Raw genomic sequence first — 16,460 nt, 5'->3', positions numbered from 1 at the left:
CCGCCTTGACCGTCTCGTCCTGCGCATAACGGGTGCACCATTTTTCTTATTTGCCCCGCCACCCGTGGTCGGCCGCGCTCGTTGCAGTCTCCGTAGGACGGGACCGGCTGGTCCCATGCTCGAGGGGGCGCAGCTGAACCGGATCGCAGGAATGATCATCGCCGCGGGCGGCGGCCGCCGGATCGGTGGGCCGGAGGCCCTGCTGCACCAGGGAGAGAAGCCCCTGGTCAACAGGATGATCGACACGATGACCGAGGCGGGCTGCGAGCGGATCGTGGTGGTGCTGGGCGCCGCGGCCGACCAGGTGCGCGAGACCGCCGACCTGACCGGGGCCACAGTGGTGGTCAACCGGGCGTGGGGGACCGGCGTGGGCTCCTCCATCCGCGCCGGACTGGCCGCGATCGACGACGACCTGGTCGAGGCGGTGGTGGTCGTCCCCGTCGACATGCCGGGTCTGACCTCGGCCGCGGTCCGACGGGTCGCCGCCCTGCCGTACCCGGACGTGCTGGTCTGCGCCACCTACGACGGGCTGCGCGGCTACCCGATGCTCTTCGGCCGCCGGCATTGGGCCGGCATCGCGACGCTGGCCAGCGCCGACGTCGGCGCGCGGCCGTACCTGCTGGCGCACAAGGACCAGATCGTCGACATCGCCTGTGACCGGGTGGCCGACGGCAGCCGGGTGGACACCCCCGAGCTGATGGCGCTCTACGGTCTGACCGTCCCGCCCCAGCGCGTCGGCGTCTGAGTTCGACCCATACCGCCCCCCCCACGGTCACCGGCCGCTGCGATAGCGTCTCTGCGCCGGCCGACCGGCCGCGTCAGGGGCACGGGGGTGCGTTGTGGGAATTATCGCTCGACACGTCGCCGGAGCCGTCGTCGCCTGGCTCGTGTTCACCCTGGAAGGGCTGGTGGGCTACCTCGGCCTGCTCGGGTACGCCCTGATCACGAACGCCGACCCGGGCGGGCCGCTCGCCGGGCCGATCTTCGTGCTGGTCGCCGCCATGCTGGGCCTCGTCGCGGTGCCGGTGCTGGTGGTGCCCGCCGCCCTGATCGCCGAGACGACGGCGCGTCGCCGGGGACGGTTCGTGGGCGCCCTGATCGGCGGCGGCGGCGCGATGCTCCTCGCCGCGCTCTGCGCGGCGGTGACGGCCCTGGTCACCGACGTCTCCGCGGGCGGCGCCGTGCTGGCCGGCCTGGTGGCCGCGCTCGCCGCCGTCGGGCCGCTGGCGGCGCACGCCGCGACGGCCGCGGCCGTACGCGGCATGGCCCAGCGGCTCCGGCGGCCGAGGCCCGCTCCCACCGACGACGACCGGTTCGCCCGCCTGCCCTCCTAGCGTCGGCCGATCAAGCAGCGCGCTGCCCGACGACGAACCAGGGCGCCGGTTCGCCCCGCACCGACCGCCACGAGGTCGCCCGGTCCGGACGACGGGCTCAGCCCTCGGTCAGCTCCGCCGTCCCGTTCAGCCAGCGCCGGAGCAGCTCCTTGCGGACCTTGCCGGCCGAATTCCGGGGCAAGGTGTCGACGAGCTCCAGGCGGGTCGGCTGGTACCAGTCCGTCATGCCGCGTCCGGTGAGGTGCTCGCGCAGCTCGGCCAGGGTGGGCGGCGGCGTGGTCCGGGCGACGACCACGGCGCATGGGTCCTCGTACCCGTCGTCGGCGCGGTAACCGACCACGGCCACGTCGCCGACGCCGGGATGGTCGAGCAGTTCGGTCTCGACGTCGTTGACGGGGATCATGGCTCGACCGCGACTGGAGATCCGGTCGGCGACCCGGCCGATGATCCGGATACCGCCGGCCCCGTCGGCGATGGCCAGGTCGCCCGTGTCGTACCAGCCGTCGTCCTGCTCCGCCAGCACCCGCAGCTCCCCGCTGTCGCGGCCCATCGTCGCCAGGCAGACCCCGGCGCCGCGGACGAAGAGCCGGGCGGGCCGCTCGCGGGTGATCTCACCCGTGGCGCGCAGGTCGACCTCCAGCCCCGGACCGGGTCGGCCGTCGCTGCGGGTACCCCAGTCCGCCGGCTGGTCGGCGCGGGTCCAGGTCTGGGCCGTCACCTCGGTCATTCCCCACAGCGCGCGCATCGGCACGCCGAGCACACCGGGCGTCTCGGTGACGAGCCGGCCCGGGATGGTGGTGGCTCCGGTGACCGCGAGGCGTAGCGCGGGCAGCGGCCGGGACTGCTCGCGCGCCGCGGCGATCAGGTCGAAGAAGTACGTCGGCGCCGCGAACATGGCGGTGGTGCCCGTGTCGGCGAGCAGTGGCAGCGCCGCCTCCCTGTCCCAGGCGTCCAGCACCACCGAGGCGGCTCCCGCGAGCAGCGGCATGGTGACCCCGTAGAGCACGCCCCCGACGAAGGCGAACGCGTGCGGGATGAAGAGGACGTCGTCCGGGCCGATCCGCTCCTCGGCGACGATGGCGGAGATGCCGGCGTAGATGGTGTTGAAGCTGTGCAGGATGCCCTTCGGCTCGCCCGACGTGCCGGAGGTGAAGAGCACCAGTACGGCCCGGTACGGGTCCTCGGTCGCCTCGTCCAGCGACACCGGGTGCCGCCGCTCCCACGGGGTCTCCTGGAAGTGCCGGACGAAGTCGACCTCTCCGTCCCGCACCGACTCCCCGAGCACCACCCGGTGCCGCAGGGCGGGCAACCGGGGCGCCAGCTCCGCCAGGGCGGCGGCGTGGTCGTACCCGGCCCACCTGTCGACGGTCACGCAGACGCCGGCGCCGACCCGGGCCAGTATGCGTTCCAGTTCGCGGGCGCGGATGGTGGTCAGCACCGGCGCGATCGTCGCACCGAGCCGGGCGCAGGCCAGCATCAGCGCGTTGATCTGCCAGAGGTTGGGCAGCTGGATCGCCACCACGTCGCCGGGCCGCACGCCGAGCTCGTGGAGCGCCCCGGCGAACCGCTCGACGTAGTGGGCGTACTCGGCGTAGGTGAGCCGCCCTGCCGGCGCGCCGTCGCGGTACGGGACGAGCGCGACCGCGTCCGGTGTCTCGTCGCGCCATCGGCGCAGGTCGGCGAGTGGTCCGCCGTCCCGCCAGACGCCCGACTCGCGGTGTCTCCTGATCGTGTCGTCGGCGGGGCGCAGCTGCGAGATCGTCACATGCTGACCACGGGCCGGGCGGGCGGCCGGTTCAACCCGGTGATGCTTGTCTCAAGTGGACGGTGGGGGTCAGTCGGCGGCCGCCGCCAGGAAGTCCCGCACCGCGGTACGCGGATCGCCCGCACGCACGAGCGCCTCCCCCACCAGGACGACGTCGGCGCCCCACTGCCGGTACTCCGCGACGTCCTGCGGCCCGGAGACACCGGATTCGGCCACCGCGACCGCCGCCGTGGGGATGGCCGGAGCCAGCTGTTTGAAGACCGTGCGGTCCACCTCGAGCGTGGTCAGGTCACGCGCGTTGACGCCGATCAGGTCCGCGCCCGCCTCGGCGGCCCGGGCGAGTTCCTCGGCGGTGTGCGCCTCCACCAGGGCGGTCAGCCCGAGCTCGCGGGCCTGGCCGAGCAGGTCGGCGAGGAGCCCGCCGTCGAGCGAGACCACCATGAGCAGGACCAGGTCCGCCCCGTGTGCCCGGGTCTCCCACACCTGGTACGGCGTGACGATGAAGTCCTTGCGCAGGATCGGGACGTCCACGGCCCGGCGGACGGAGTCCAGGTCGGCGAGGGAGCCGGCGAACCGGCGCTGCTCGGTCAGTACGCTGATCGCCGCCGCGCCGCCCGCGGCGTACTCCTTCGCGAGCGCCGCCGGGTCCGGGATGTCGGCGAGCGCGCCCTTGCTGGGGCTGCTCCGCTTGACCTCCGCGATGATCGAGACGCCGGGTGCGCGGAACCGGGGGAGCACCTCCAGGGCCGGCGGCGTGTCGGCGACCCGGGCCTTCAGCTCCGCCAGCGAGACGGCGCTCTGCCGCGTCGCCAGGTCCGCCCGGACACCCTCGAGAATCCCGTCCAGCACGCTCACTGTTCCCCCAGATGACACCGGCTCCCCGCGAACGTACCCCGACCTGGTCTTCTTCGACCAACGGCGATCCGTCCGTCCGGTGTTGGCCCCGATCGGCCCGGCCGCCGCCTCGCGACGCCACGGACCGGGGTCGATCACGTTGGCCGGGTCCGCCGGGGCGGGATGCCGCGTTCACCGCACGGCATCCCGCGGGGCGGTCAGGAGGTCGCCTGCTCCAGGCGACCGGTGGCGGCGAGCTGCTTGTACCAGTGCGCGCTCTGCTTCCAGGTCCGGACCTGGGTGTCGTAATCGACCCGGATGATGCCGAACCGGCGGTCGTAGCCGTAGCCCCACTCGAAGTTGTCCAGCAGCGACCAGACGAAGTAGCCGCGCACGTCCGCGCCCTGCGCCCGGGCGTCGGCCACCGCGGCGATGTGCCGCCGCAGGTAGTCGATGCGCCGGTCGTCGGAGATCGTGCCGTCGGCCGACACCACGTCGTCGAAGGCGGCGCCGTTCTCGGTGATCATCAGCGGCTGGGCCGGGTACTCGCGGTGCAGGCGCAGCAGCAGCTCGGTGAAGGCCGGCGGGTCGATGTTCCAGCCCATCGCGGTGTACGGGCCGGGCTGCGGCAGGAAGTCGACGTCGTCGGCGGCCACCCACGGCGTGGCCTCCGACGCGCCGTGCCCGTCCGCGTCCGAGCGGGGCGACACCCCGTCCCAGGCCCGGACCAGGGTGCTGGAGTAGTAGTTGACCCCGAGCACGTCCAGCGGCACCGCGATGAGCTTCTCGTCGCCGTCGTGCACGAACGACCAGTCGGTGACGGCCGCCGTGTCGGTCAGCAGGTCGGCCGGGTACGCCCCGTCCAGCATCGGGCCGAGGAAGGCGCGGTTCGCCAGCGCGTCGATCCGGCGTACCGCGTCCCGGTCGGCGTCGGAGTCGGAGGCGGCGCGGACGACGTGCAGGTTCAGCGTCACGGAGAGGTCGGCCGCCGGGGCGACCTCCCGCACCACACGCCCGGCCAGGCCGTGCGCGAGGTTGAGGTGGTGCACCGCGGCCAGCGCCGCCGCCGGCTCGGTACGCCCCGGCGCGTGCACCCCGGAGGCGTAGCCCAGGTACGCCGAGCACCACGGCTCGTTCAACGTCGTCCAGGTGTGCACCCGGTCGCCCAGCGCCCCGACGATGCCGGCCGCGTACTCCTCGAAGCGCAGCGCCGTCTCCCGCGACGCCCAGCCTCCGGCGTCCTCCAGCTCCTGCGGCAGGTCCCAGTGGTACATGGTCGCCACCGGGCGCACGCCACGCTCCAGCAGCCCGTCCACGAGCCGGGAGTAGAAGTCGATGCCGGCCTGGTTGAACGAGCCGGAGCCGCCCGGCTGCACACGCGGCCACGAGATCGAGAAGCGGTACGCGCCCAGGCCGAGGGCGGCGATGTGCCCGAGGTCCTCCTGCCAGCGGTGGTAGTGGTCGGCGGCCACGTCGCCGGTGTCGCCGTTCAGCGTCCGGCCCGGGGTGTGGCTGTAGGTGTCCCAGATGGACCGGCCCCGGCCGTCCTCGGTGGCCGCCCCCTCGATCTGGTACGAGGCCGTGGCCGACCCCCAGACGAAGCTCTCCGGAAAGACGTAGCCCGTCATCGCTGCACTCCCTGGATCTCGCAGTGGTATCCCGTCGATGCCCCGGCCACCAGCTCGGCGCCGGCCGCGCCGTTCGCGTAGCGCACCTCGAACTCGGCGCCCGGCCCGGTCCCGGGCGACGGCACCCGCACCCGGGTCCGCTGCCCCTCGCTGGGTGCGAAGACGCGAAGCCGTACGTCGTCGGCCCACTCGTAGTCCGGCCGGTCGGTCCGGTCCCCGAACGGGATCACCGCGCCGGGCCGGGCGAGCACGGGCAGGCTGTCGAAGCCGTGCTGTTCAGTGAACCAGGCCGGTCCGGTGAGCTGCTCGCCGGTCACCAGGTGGGTCCAGGTGCCGGCCGGCACGTAGAAGGTCACCTCCCCGTCGGCGCTCATCACCGGCGCCACCAGGACGTCGGGACCGAGCATGTACTGCCGGTCCAGGTACGCCGCGGTCGGGTCGTCGGGGAACTCCAGCACCATCGGGCGCATCATCGGCACGCCCTCGCGGTGCGCCTCCTCGGCGACGGTCGCGAGGTACGGCATCAGGCTCATCTTGAGCCGGGTGAAGTGCCGCAGCACGTCGACGGCCTCGTCGTCGAACGCCCACGGCACCCGGTACGAGCCGGAGCCGTGCAGCCGGGAGTGCGAGGAGAGCAGCCCGAACGCGATCCACCGCTTGAAGACCGCCGGGTCCGGGGTGCCCTCGAAGCCGCCGATGTCGTGACTCCAGTAGCCGAACCCGGACGCGGCCAGCGACAGCCCGCCGCGCAGGGACTCGGCCATCGCCACGAACGTCGACTCGCAGTCGCCGCCCCAGTGCACCGGGAACTGCTGCCCGCCGGCGGTGGCCGACCGGGCGAAGAGGACCGCCTCGCCCTCCCCGCGCTCGGCCTCCAGCAGCTCGAAGACCGCCTTGTTGTAGAGGTGGGTGTAGTAGTTGTGCATCCGCTGCGGGTCGGAGCCGTCGTGCCAGACCACGTCGGTGGGGATGCGCTCGCCGAAGTCGGTCTTGAAGCAGTCGACGCCCATGTCGAGCAGCGCCTTGAGCTTGCCCGTGAACCAGGCGACCGCGTCCGGGTTGGTGAAGTCCACCAACGCCATGCCCGCCTGCCACTTGTCCCACTGCCAGACCGACCCGTCCGGACGGCGGACCAGGTAACCGTGGCGGCGACCCTCCTCGAAGAGGTACGAGCGCTGCGCGATGTACGGGTTGATCCAGACGCACACCTTCAGGTCGCGCTCGTGCAGGCGACGCAGCATGCCCTCCGGGTCCGGGAAGGTCGCCGGGTCCCAGACGAAGTCGACCCAGTGGAACTGCCGCATCCAGAAGCAGTCGAAGTGGAAGACCGACAGCGGCAGGTCCCGCTCGGCCATCCCGTCGATGAACTCGGTGACGGTCTTCTCGTCGTACGACGTGGTGAACGACGTCGAGAGCCACAGCCCGTACGACCAGGCCGGCACCTTCGCCGGTCGGCCGGTCAGCGCCGTGTAGCGGCGGAGCACGTCCTTCGGGGTGGGGCCGTCGATCAGGTAGTAGGTGAGCGTCTGACCCTCGACGCTGAACTGCGTCTGCGACACCACCTCCGAGCCGATCTCGAACGACACGTGCTCCGGATGGTCGACGAAGACGCCGTAGCCGCGGGTGCTGAGGTAGAACGGCACGTTCTTGTACGCCTGCTCGCTGGCGGTGCCGCCGTCGGCGTTCCAGACGTCGACGACCTGGCCGTTCTTGACGAACGTGCCGAAGCGCTCACCCAGCCCGTAGAGGTTCTCGCCCACGTCGAGCCCGAGCCGCTCGTGCACGTACTCCCGCCCGTCGGCGTCGGTGACGGCGCCGATGCTGCGCTCGGTGGAGGACGTCAGCAGCCGGTCGCCGTGCAGGAAGTCGACCCGCCAGCCGTCCACCAGCGCGATGCGGGCGGTCAGGTCGCCGCTGGTCACCGTGGCGCTGAGCCCGGTGACGTCGACCTTGACCGGGTGGTCGTCACCGGCGGCCAGCTCGAACCGGGGCAGCTTCGGTGACTCGCCGAGGTGGTGGGCGATGGTGACGCCGATGACCCCGTCGGCGGGGGAGAAGAACCGCACGGTGACGACCGGGCGGTTGAGGGTGTCGCCGCGGCCGGTGATCCGGCCGGTGGGGGCGAAGACGGTGAGGCCGCGCTCCTCCGGCTCGACCGACTCCACCGCGCCGGGGCGCAGCACCGTGACCCCCGGTCGCAGTTGCCAGTACCCGTCGGTGAACTTCACTTCTCGGCTCCTGCCGTGATGCCGCGCGAGAGGGTGCGCTGGAAGATGAGGAAGAAGAGGATGGCCGGGACCAGGCTGATCAGCGCGCCCGCGTTGGTGGTCGGGGCGTCCATGAGCCGGTCGCCCTGCAACGAGGCCAGCGCGACCGGGATGGTCTGCGTGGAGTTGTCGATGAGCATGACCAGCGGGATCAGGAACTCGTTCCAGGTCCAGATGAAGAAGAAGATGAGCAGCACCGCGAGGGTCGGCCGCAGGTTGGGGAAGACCACCCGCCAGAGGATCCGCCACTTGCCCGCGCCGTCCAGGGCCGCCGCCTCGAGCAGCGAGCGGGGGAAGGTGCCGAGCACCGAGGCGAGCAGGTAGGTGCCGAACGCGCTCTGGATGACGGTGAAGATGATGATCACCGAGAGCTGGGTGTTGTAGAGGCCGATCTGCTTCGCCACGTAGTAGAGCGGGTAGATCAGCGACTCCTGCGGCAGCATGTTGGCCAGCAGGAAGAGCCCCACGATCCAGAGCCGGCCGCGGACCCGGCCGATGCCCAGGGCGTACGCGTTGAGCAGCGACACGATCACGCCGAGCACCGCGACGGAGCCGGCGATGAGCGCCGAGTTCCACAGCTTCAGCGGGAAGTCGACCTGGGTCCAGTAGTTCCGCAGGCCCTTGGTGTAGAACTCCGTCGGCCAGCTCAGCGGGCCGCCCGTCGAGTAGTCACCGGGCGACTTGAAGGCGTTGAGCAGCATGAACACGAAAGGCACCAGCATGGCGAGCGCGCCGAGGGTGACCAGGACGAGGACGATCCAGCGGCTCGCGCCGCGGTGGTGCCGGTCGCGGACCGGCTGCGGCCGGCGCGGGGTCACCGCGTTCTCGGCCGGTGTGAGAGTGACTGTCATGTCAGACCCCCCGGTCCTGGCGCTCGTTGCGGTACTGCAACCAGATGAAGACCACGGCCACCACGATGATGATCAGGGTGAGCACTGTGGAGATCGCGGAGCCGTAGCCGACCTGGAGCTTCTTGAAGAACGTGTAGTAGGCGAAGTACGACGGCACGTTCGTCGTGTTCTCCGGCCCGCCCCGGGTCAGCGCGAACACCGGGCCGAACACCTTCAGCGCCGCGATGGTGCAGGTCAGCGCCACCACGAAGGTCTCCGGCCGGATCTGTGCCAGGGTGATGGCCCGGAACCGCCGGAACCAGTTGGCGCCGTCGACCTCGGCGGCCTCGTACAGCTCGGGGTCGACCCGTTGCAGCGCCGCCATGAAGACGACCACCGGGTAGCCGATCTGCACCCAGATCATCACCGCCATCACGCTGGGCATGGCGGTGTTCGGGTCGCCGAGCCAGTCGTGGCGCAGCGCGCCGAGGCCGATCGCGTCGAGCAGGCTGTTGAACGCGCCGTCGGGGCGCAGGATCCAACCCCAGACGATGCCGGCCACCACGACCGGCAGCACCTGCGGCAGGTAGAAGGCGGCGCGCAGGGCCGCGGCGGTGCGCGGCTTGAACTTCCGGCCGATGACGTCGAAGAGCGCGGCGGCGAGCACCAGCCCCAGCAGGGTCGGCACCACGACCATCGCGACGATCATCGCGAGGGTGTTCTTGAACGACGTCCAGAAGATCTCGTCCTGGAGCAGGTTGCGGTAGTTGTCCAGGCCGATGAAGGTGGGGTCGCCGACGCCGGACCACTTGGTCAGCGAGAGGTAGAGGGTGCCGACCAGGGGCGCGCCGATGACGAGGACGAAGAGCACCGCGCCGGGCAGCAGGTAGAGCCAGTACCCGGCGTTGCCGCTACGGCGTTTCCGGCCGGTCGGGGTGGGTTCGGTGGAGGTGGCGGGCCGTTCCGGGCCGGCCACGGTCTCGGAGAGTGCCATGGGAGATCCTTCCCGGCGGGGTGGGCGGACCGGTCGTGCCGGGCCCGCCCACCCCTCGCCGTCTCACTTGCCGGTGATCTCCTTGACGCCGTCGGCGTACGGCTTGGCGATCGTGTCGAGTACCTGGTCGGGCTTCTTGGACCCGTTGATCAGACCCTGGAATCCGGACACCAGCACGTCGTAGTAGCCGGGCACCGGCCAGTCCGGGTAGAAGGCCAGGCCGTCCTGCTGGCTGATCACGTTGAAGTTCTCGATCAGCTTCTTGTTCTTCGGGTCGGTGATCTTCGACGGGTCGGCGGCGACCGGCACGCCGCCGTTGTTGCCGATCAGCTCCTGGATCTCCGGCCGCAGGGTGATGTCGATGAAGTCGTACGCGAGGCTCTTGGCCTTGCTGTTGGTCGGGACCACCCAGAGGTTGCCCGAGGAGCCCGCGTGGAACGTGTTACCGGGGAAGAGGAAGGAGTCCCAGTTGAACTTGATCTCGTCCTTGAACCGGCCGTACCACCAGCTGCCGGAGACGATCATCGGGGCCTTGCCGGAGATGAACGCGGTGCCCATGTCCTCGGCCTTGAGGCTGGCGGAGTCCTTGGCGACGTAGCCCTTGTTCACCCAGTCGGCGAAGGTCTCCGCGCCGTACTTCAGCGGGTCGGCCTTGAAGTCCACCGGGTTCTTGTAGAGCTGGTAGTCGTCGACGAACTTCCGGTCGGCCTTGGCGAGCGCCAGCTGGTAGAAGAGCTGGCCGGCCGGGTACTCGGCGCCCGCCTCGGCCAGCGGGGTGACGCCCTTGCCGACGAAGGTGTCCATCGCCGTGGTCATCTCGGCGAGCGTCGTCGGCACCTTGACGCCGTACTTGTCGAAGAGGTCCTTGTTGAAATAGACCATGACGTACTCGCCGTAGTTCGGCACGCCGTACCAGTTGCCCGAGCCCATCACGCCCTTGTCGCTGTAGCGGGCGGTGGTCTGCAGGCTGGGGCTGAGCTCCTTGTCCCAGCCGCGCTTGGTCGCCTCCTCGCTCAGGTCGGTGAGCAGCCCCTGGGAGGAGAGCAGGCCCGCGGTGGCGTTGCCCTTGTTGTACTCCATCAGGTCCGGGCCCTCGGACGAGTTGATGATCATGCCGGCGTTCTGCTGGATCTGCTCGAACGCCTTGCGCTCGAACTGCACCTCGACACCCGGGTGCTCGTCCTTGAAGATCTGGATCGCGCGGTCCCAGGCGATCCCCATCGCGCTGTTCTCGCTCTCGTAGTGCCAGAGCTTGAGGGTCTTGGCGTCGCCGCCGTCGCCCCCCTCGTCGCTGCCGCACGCGGCGAGAGTCGTGGCCGCCGTGGCGGCCAGCGCCACTGCGGCGATCACCCTACGGAATTGCCTCATTGCTATCCTCCTGGTGAGTATCGTGCCGGTACTTACCTGGCCCGTCGTCGCGTGGCAGCGCGGCGGCGGGCCGACGTGTGTCAGCTCCCCGGTGGGCCGGAGCCGGTCGGGTCGTCGCGGTCGCCGGCGCTCACGGCGACCATCCGTGCGGCTGGGCCGGTCGAGCCCCGGACCTCCAGCGCGCACGGCAGCAGCTGCTGGTGGTTGTCGTCGCCCGTGCCGGTCACGTGCCGCAGCAGCGCCTCCACCGCGATCCGTCCCAGCGCCGAGCCGGGGGAGGTCATCGCGGTCAGCGCCGGGGTGGCCAGCTCGGCGACCTGGGTCGAGGTCACCATCGAGACCACCGAGACGTCGCGCGGGACCGCGAGGCCCCGGTCGGTCAGTCCGCCGAGGATCCCGAAGATCGCGTTCTCGTTCATGACCAGTACGGCGGTCAGGTCGGGCGCCTGCGCGAGGGCCGCGGTCAGGGCCGCGCGCCCGCCGGCCGCGCTGTCCTCCGCCGGGATCATCACCGGTTCCAGACCGTGTCCGCTCATCGCGGCGACGAAGGCGTCGCGGGTGCGTACGGCCGGCCCGTAGCCGGCCGTGATGGCCGCCGCCGAGTGGTTCACGTAGACGATGCGGCGGTGCCCGAGGTCGACCAGGTGCGCGACGGCCTCCCGGACGGTCTGGTCGAAGTCGATGTCGACGTACGAGAGGCCGGTGGTGTCGCCGGTACGGCCGATCAGCACCAGCGGCACGCCGGCCTCCTGGAGCGCGCCGACCCGTTCGTCCTCGACCTGCACCTCCATCAGCACGGCGCCGTCGAGCATCCGCTGGCTCGCCAGGCGGCGCAGGTCGTCGAGGTCGCCGACGGGGGAGAGGATCAGGTGGTAGCCGGCGGCGCTGGCGGCGGCGGCCGCGCCGGTCACGAAGGCAGTCTCGGTGGCTCCCAGCCCGCGCTCGTCCATCGGCATCAGCAGGCCGACGATCCGGCTGCGCCGGCTGGCCAGGCCGCGCGCCATGGCGTTGGGCTGGTAGTCGAGCGTCGCCATGGCCGCGAGCACCTTGTCGCGGGTGGCCTGGGAGATGGGGCGCGCTCCGGTCAGCACGTACGAGACGGTGCTGACCGAGACCCGGGCGAGGCGCGCGACGTCATGCATGGTTGCCACGGCGCACCTCCCTTGGTCACGCTCCCACGCGGTTGTCGAAGCGTTTCGACTAACCGTTTCGACGGAACCGTAGGACACGTTCACGGCGCCGTCAATAGTTGTTTTCCCGCCGTGACCTGCCCGGGTCCCCGGGCCGCCGGCCGGGGAGGGCGGCCGGTCGGGTGGTCGACCGACCGGGTCCGGCGTCCGCGGCGGCGGGACACCGCCTCCTGTCCCGCCGCCGGAAGGTGTCCGGTTACGCCGGAAGGTCGGCGAAGAACTGCCGCAGGGCGTCCGCCACGAGGTCGGGCGCCGTCCTGGTCACGAAGTGCGACTGCCCCGGCCAGATGACCCGGCGCGCCTGCGGAATCACCTCCGCGAGGGCGTTCATCGTGGTGGGCATCGGCTCCCAGGTGTCGGCACCCTGCAGCAGGAGCGTCGGCACGGCCACCGTCGACCAGCGTCCGACCTCCGTGCTGTCCTCGGCGAGCGCTTCGAGATCGTGCAGCCAGCCGACCGCCGACCGCTTCGCCTCGACCGGGTCGGGGGTCTGGTCGCCCATCGCGGCGGCGAGAGCCGCGACGAGCGCGGCCGGGGCCCGGGTCACCTCGTTGAGCGTCGCGGCCATCGCGCGCGGGTCGTCGCGCTCGAAGGCCGCGCGGTACCGGTCGCGCAGAGGCGCGGTCTCCGGCCCGGCCGCGAAGAGCGGAGGCTCGAAGAGGGCGAGTGAACGCAGCCGGCCCGGCGCCGCCGATGCGGTGTGCAGCGCGGCGGTCGCTCCGTAGGAGGCGCCGACGAGGTGCACCGGCCTGCCCGTGGGCCCGCTCGCCGTCCGGATCACCGCCGTCAGGTCGGCGACGTCGTCCGCGAAGGACTTGGTCCCGGGCGGAGCCTCGCTCGGCCCGTATCCGCGCCGGGCCGGCAGCCACACCTCGTGGTCCGGGGCGAGCAGGTCGGCGACCGCGGCCCAGGAATGCAGGCCACCTCCCGACCCGTGCACCAGGACGACCGGGTCACCGGTGCCCGTACGCCGCACCACCAGGCGCGTGCCGTCCGCTGACCGGACGTGTTGATCGTGGCTCTCGGGGGTTGTCACTGTCACTCCCTGTTTCTGGTCGGCCAGTTACGCAAGGTCTGGTGCATCGCGTCGGTGATGCTGCTCCACGAGACATCGACATCGCGGGGGTGGCCGAATCCCTCGGTGATTTCGAGGCTCGCGAAACCGTGGATGGTGCTGCGGACGAAACGAATGGCGTCGGTCAGCTCCGGCTCGTCGAGCCCGTACCCGCGCAGCATCGCGTAGCTCAGTTCGATGAGGCGGAGATGGCCTGCCGAATTCGTGCCGACCGCGGGCGGCAACGGCAATTGGGTGGCGGCGTACTGCCCGGGGTGGGATCGCGCGAAGGCGCGCCAGGCATCGCCGAACGCCGCCAGGGCCTGGCGGCCGGACCGGCCGGCCACGGCGAGCGCGAGCCGGTCGGCGAACGCGGCGGCGGCCCGTACCGCGACCTGCTCGACCAGCGCGTCACGGCTGCGCACGTGCGTGTAGAGGGCGGCGTCCGTGACCCCGAAGTGCCGCGCGACCGCCGCGACGGTCAGCCGCGACAGGCCGACGCTGTCCGCCAGTTCGGCCGCCGCGGCCGAGACGCGCTCGCTGGTCAAACCCTGCCGTGGCACGCCGCCTCTTTCCCGAATTAAGAAATTACTTAGGGCCCCTAAGGTAGCAGTCGGCCACGGTGCGGAGCGAGCGGGTTTCCCGTGAGTGCCAGCGGATCGCGATGGTCACCCGGTCGGTGGCCACCGGCGAGGAGTTCGAGGGCCGCATGTGATCGTCCGGTCCGGGCGGGCAGGCGGCGATCGGCTCGCGCCCTCGGCTGCCGGTCGGCCCACGGTGCCGGACGCCTGAACACCGCCGAGGTCCGTCCGGCCAATGCGGAAGCCTCATCCGAAGCGGGAAGTGAGAGAGAAAAAGGCGGGTCTGCTCCCCGCCACTTTCAACATATAGCGCACCGGGGGGCTTGCGGCAAGACCCGGGTCGTGCCGCAGAATCGCTGCCCGGTACCAGGACCTGCGGAAACGCGGCGCGGATGCCTCGCCGCGCGCGACGAGCGGTGAGCGACCCAGATCGGACTGATGACATTGAATTCGCGAACTGCCGGCGTATTCGACCTTCCCGACCGCCTCTCGGCAAAGGCTGACCCGACGTTGACCGCACGTGACGAGCAGCACTTCGCGGCGCTGGGGGAGAGCCTCGCGCAGGTGCTCGCCGACCTGTCCGAGCGCCTCGACGCCGCGCGCCGGGCGCCGGCCGGCAAGGGTCGGCAGGCGTCCGACCGAGACCAGGAGGTTCGCCGGTTGACCGCCCGCCTGCGGGCCCTGCGTCGGTTCGGACTGGACCTGTGCCTCGGGCACATGGTCGGCGCGGACGACCCCGAGCCCGTCTACATCGGACGACACGGCCTCACGGACAGCTCGGGTCGCCGGCTCCTGCTCGACTGGCGCTCTCCCGCCGCCGAACCGTTCTTCGGGGCGACCCACGCCAACCCGATGGGGCTGGTGAGTCGCCGCAGGTACCGCTGGAGCCACGGCCGGATCACCGACTACTGGGACGAGGTGTTCACCCCGGACGGGTTCGAGGGGCACGCCGCCGCGCTCGACGACCAGTCGGCCTTCATCGCCAGCCTGGGCGGCAGCCGGTCGAACCGGATGCGGGACGTGCTCGGCACGATCCAGGCCGACCAGGACGCCATCATCCGCGCCGGTTCGAGCGGCACGCTCGTGGTCGACGGTGGCCCGGGCACGGGGAAGACAGTGGTGGCCCTGCACCGCACCGCCTACCTGCGCTACTCCGATCCCCGGCTCGGTCACCGCCGGGGAGGGGTCCTCTTCGTCGGCCCGCACCAGCCCTACCTGGCCTACGTCGCCGACGTCCTGCCCAACCTCGGCGAGGAGGACGTGCAGACCTGCACCCTCCGTGACCTCGTGCCGGAGGGAGCCGCGGCGACCGCCGAGAGTGACCCGGAGGTGGCCCGCCTCAAGTCCTCCGCCGACCTCGTGAAGGCGGTCGAGGCGGCCGTCCGGTTCTACGAGGAGCCGCCGATCAAGGGGATGACGGTCACGACCGGCGACGCCGACCTCCGGCTGACCGCCGACGACTGGGCCCAGGCGTTCCAGGCACCCGGACCCGGCACCCCGCACAACGAGGCGCGCGACGAGATCTGGGCGGAACTGCTCACCATCCTGCTGGACCGGTACGACGGCGACGAGCCGGAGGAGCTGGTCCGCCGGTCGCTGCTGCGCGACCGTGAGCTGCGGGCGGCGTTCCACCGCGCCTGGCCGCTGCTCGACCCGGCCGAACTCGTCGGAGACCTCTGGTCGGTCCCCGCCTACCTGCGCAGATGCGCCCCCTGGCTCAGCGCCGACGAGGTCCGCACGCTCCAGCGCGAGAACGCCCAGGACTGGACGGTCGCCGACCTGCCGTTCCTCGACGCGGCCCGGCAGCGGCTCGGCGACGCCGAGGCGTCCGCGCGTCAGCGTCGGCACGACGCCGCGGTCGCCGCCGAGCGGCAGCGCCGGGCCCTGGTCGTCGAGGAGCTGATCGAGGCCCACACCTACGACGACGGCGAAGGCGTGCTGTCGAGCCTGCGCCAACTGGATCTCCAGGATGCGCTGATCGACGAGGCCGCGCTGCCCGGCACCGAACCGGACCGGCTCGCCGGCCCGTTCGCGCACATCGTCGTGGACGAGGCGCAGGAGCTGACCGACGCGCAGTGGCAGATGCTGCTGCTGCGCTGCCCGTCCCGAAGCTTCACCATCGTCGGGGACCGCGCCCAGGCCCGACACGGCTTCACCGAGTCCTGGCGGCAGCGGCTCGAGCGGGTCGGGCTGGACCGGATCAACCTGGCCTCGCTCGGCATCAACTACCGGACGCCGCGAGAGGTGATGGCGGAGGCCGAGCCGGTCATCCGGGCCGTGCTCCCGGACGCCAACGTGCCGACCTCCGTCCGCAGCGGCGTCGTACCCGTCGTACACGGGTCCACCGCCGACCTGGGCTCGATCCTCGACACCTGGCTCGCCGGGCGGAGCGACGGCGTCGCCTGCGTCATCGGCGATCCCACGTTCCGGGGGACGCCCCGGGTCCGGTCGCTGACCCCGGAGCTGTCGAAGGGGCTCGAGTTCGACCTGGTCGTCCTCGTCGACCCGGACGAGTTCGGGGAGGGCATCCAGGGTGCGGTCGACCGCTACGTCGCGATGACCCGGGCCACCCGGCAACTCGTCATCCTCACCAGCTCCTGACGGCGGTCACGGGG

Annotated in this window: 13 protein-coding genes; 3 read left to right on the top strand and 10 right to left on the bottom strand. The window is 71.6% G+C overall.

Annotated elements, in window-relative coordinates; translation table 11 throughout:
- The first annotated feature begins 151 nt into the window (after nucleotides 1–151).
- Together E1211_RS01475 and E1211_RS01470 are read left to right on the top strand one after the other, a co-directional pair.
- A complete protein-coding gene (locus E1211_RS01475; RefSeq protein ID WP_132344552.1) occupies nucleotides 152–745 on the top strand; it encodes an NTP transferase domain-containing protein in 594 nt (197 codons plus the stop codon).
- Nucleotides 746–839: 94 nt separating this feature from the next.
- Entirely contained in the window at nucleotides 840–1,334 is a 495-nt protein-coding gene (locus E1211_RS01470) for a hypothetical protein (protein WP_132344518.1), read from the top strand.
- 97 nt (nucleotides 1,335–1,431) lie between these two features.
- Here E1211_RS01470 and E1211_RS01465 read toward each other — a convergent pair whose 3' ends face one another.
- The 10 genes from E1211_RS01465 to E1211_RS01420 form a co-directional block, all read right to left on the bottom strand.
- Nucleotides 1,432–3,099 carry an AMP-binding protein gene (locus tag E1211_RS01465; RefSeq protein ID WP_132344516.1) on the bottom strand — a complete coding sequence of 556 codons (1,668 nt, stop codon included), beginning with the start codon at nucleotides 3,097–3,099 and terminating at the stop codon, nucleotides 1,432–1,434.
- 69 nt (nucleotides 3,100–3,168) lie between these two features.
- The gene (gene trpC / locus E1211_RS01460) at nucleotides 3,169–3,954 is read right to left on the bottom strand and encodes an indole-3-glycerol phosphate synthase TrpC (protein WP_132344514.1); all 786 of its coding nucleotides are present in this window, start codon (nucleotides 3,952–3,954) and stop codon (nucleotides 3,169–3,171) included.
- 197 nt (nucleotides 3,955–4,151) lie between these two features.
- Nucleotides 4,152–5,561, bottom strand: coding sequence for a GH1 family beta-glucosidase (locus E1211_RS01455; protein ID WP_132344512.1), 1,410 nt, complete (start codon nucleotides 5,559–5,561; stop codon nucleotides 4,152–4,154).
- The gene (yicI, locus tag E1211_RS01450; RefSeq protein WP_132344510.1) at nucleotides 5,558–7,789 is read right to left on the bottom strand and encodes an alpha-xylosidase; all 2,232 of its coding nucleotides are present in this window, start codon (nucleotides 7,787–7,789) and stop codon (nucleotides 5,558–5,560) included. The genes E1211_RS01455 and yicI overlap by 4 nt, the downstream gene beginning before the upstream one ends.
- Nucleotides 7,786–8,679: a carbohydrate ABC transporter permease gene (locus tag E1211_RS01445; protein ID WP_132344508.1), complete on the bottom strand. Its 894-nt coding sequence runs from the start codon at nucleotides 8,677–8,679 to the stop codon at nucleotides 7,786–7,788. The genes yicI and E1211_RS01445 overlap by 4 nt, the downstream gene beginning before the upstream one ends.
- Before the next feature lies 1 nt (nucleotide 8,680).
- Nucleotides 8,681–9,652, bottom strand: coding sequence for a carbohydrate ABC transporter permease (locus tag E1211_RS01440; protein WP_132344506.1), 972 nt, complete (start codon nucleotides 9,650–9,652; stop codon nucleotides 8,681–8,683).
- A 63-nt stretch (nucleotides 9,653–9,715) separates the two neighbouring features.
- The gene (locus E1211_RS01435; protein WP_132344504.1) at nucleotides 9,716–11,020 is read right to left on the bottom strand and encodes an ABC transporter substrate-binding protein; all 1,305 of its coding nucleotides are present in this window, start codon (nucleotides 11,018–11,020) and stop codon (nucleotides 9,716–9,718) included.
- Nucleotides 11,021–11,100: 80 nt separating this feature from the next.
- Entirely contained in the window at nucleotides 11,101–12,162 is a 1,062-nt protein-coding gene (locus E1211_RS01430; RefSeq protein ID WP_243709283.1) for a LacI family DNA-binding transcriptional regulator, read from the bottom strand.
- A gap of 244 nt (nucleotides 12,163–12,406) precedes the next feature.
- Nucleotides 12,407–13,246: an alpha/beta fold hydrolase gene (locus E1211_RS01425; protein WP_165947132.1), complete on the bottom strand. Its 840-nt coding sequence runs from the start codon at nucleotides 13,244–13,246 to the stop codon at nucleotides 12,407–12,409.
- Between the two features lie 2 nt (nucleotides 13,247–13,248).
- Nucleotides 13,249–13,827, bottom strand: a complete 579-nt coding sequence (locus E1211_RS01420; RefSeq protein ID WP_132344498.1) for a TetR/AcrR family transcriptional regulator — start codon at nucleotides 13,825–13,827, stop codon at nucleotides 13,249–13,251.
- 456 nt (nucleotides 13,828–14,283) lie between these two features.
- Here E1211_RS01420 and helR point away from each other — a divergent pair, with 456 nt between their 5' ends.
- Nucleotides 14,284–16,446, top strand: coding sequence for an RNA polymerase recycling motor ATPase HelR (helR, locus tag E1211_RS01415; protein ID WP_132344496.1), 2,163 nt, complete (start codon nucleotides 14,284–14,286; stop codon nucleotides 16,444–16,446).
- The last annotated feature ends 14 nt before the right edge of the window (nucleotides 16,447–16,460 follow it).

This window comes from Micromonospora sp. 15K316 (genome assembly GCF_004348525.1).
GTDB lineage: Bacteria > Actinomycetota > Actinomycetes > Mycobacteriales > Micromonosporaceae > Micromonospora.
Note: the sequence above shows the minus strand (reverse complement) of the source record. Positions and strands in the feature narration are given on the sequence as shown.

What these genes read in the sequence shown, in the direction of transcription:
- E1211_RS01475 (WP_132344552.1), top strand. Translation starts at nt 152, where the DNA reads ATGATCATCGCCGCGGGCGGCGGCCGCCGGATCGGTGGGCCGGAGGCC.
- E1211_RS01455 (WP_132344512.1), bottom strand. Translation starts at nt 5,561, where the DNA reads ATGACGGGCTACGTCTTTCCGGAGAGCTTCGTCTGGGGGTCGGCCACG.
- E1211_RS01445 (WP_132344508.1), bottom strand. Translation starts at nt 8,679, where the DNA reads ATGACAGTCACTCTCACACCGGCCGAGAACGCGGTGACCCCGCGCCGG.
- E1211_RS01440 (WP_132344506.1), bottom strand. Translation starts at nt 9,652, where the DNA reads ATGGCACTCTCCGAGACCGTGGCCGGCCCGGAACGGCCCGCCACCTCC.
- E1211_RS01435 (WP_132344504.1), bottom strand. Translation starts at nt 11,020, where the DNA reads ATGAGGCAATTCCGTAGGGTGATCGCCGCAGTGGCGCTGGCCGCCACG.
- E1211_RS01430 (WP_243709283.1), bottom strand. Translation starts at nt 12,162, where the DNA reads ATGCATGACGTCGCGCGCCTCGCCCGGGTCTCGGTCAGCACCGTCTCG.
- helR (WP_132344496.1), top strand. Translation starts at nt 14,284, where the DNA reads ATGACATTGAATTCGCGAACTGCCGGCGTATTCGACCTTCCCGACCGC.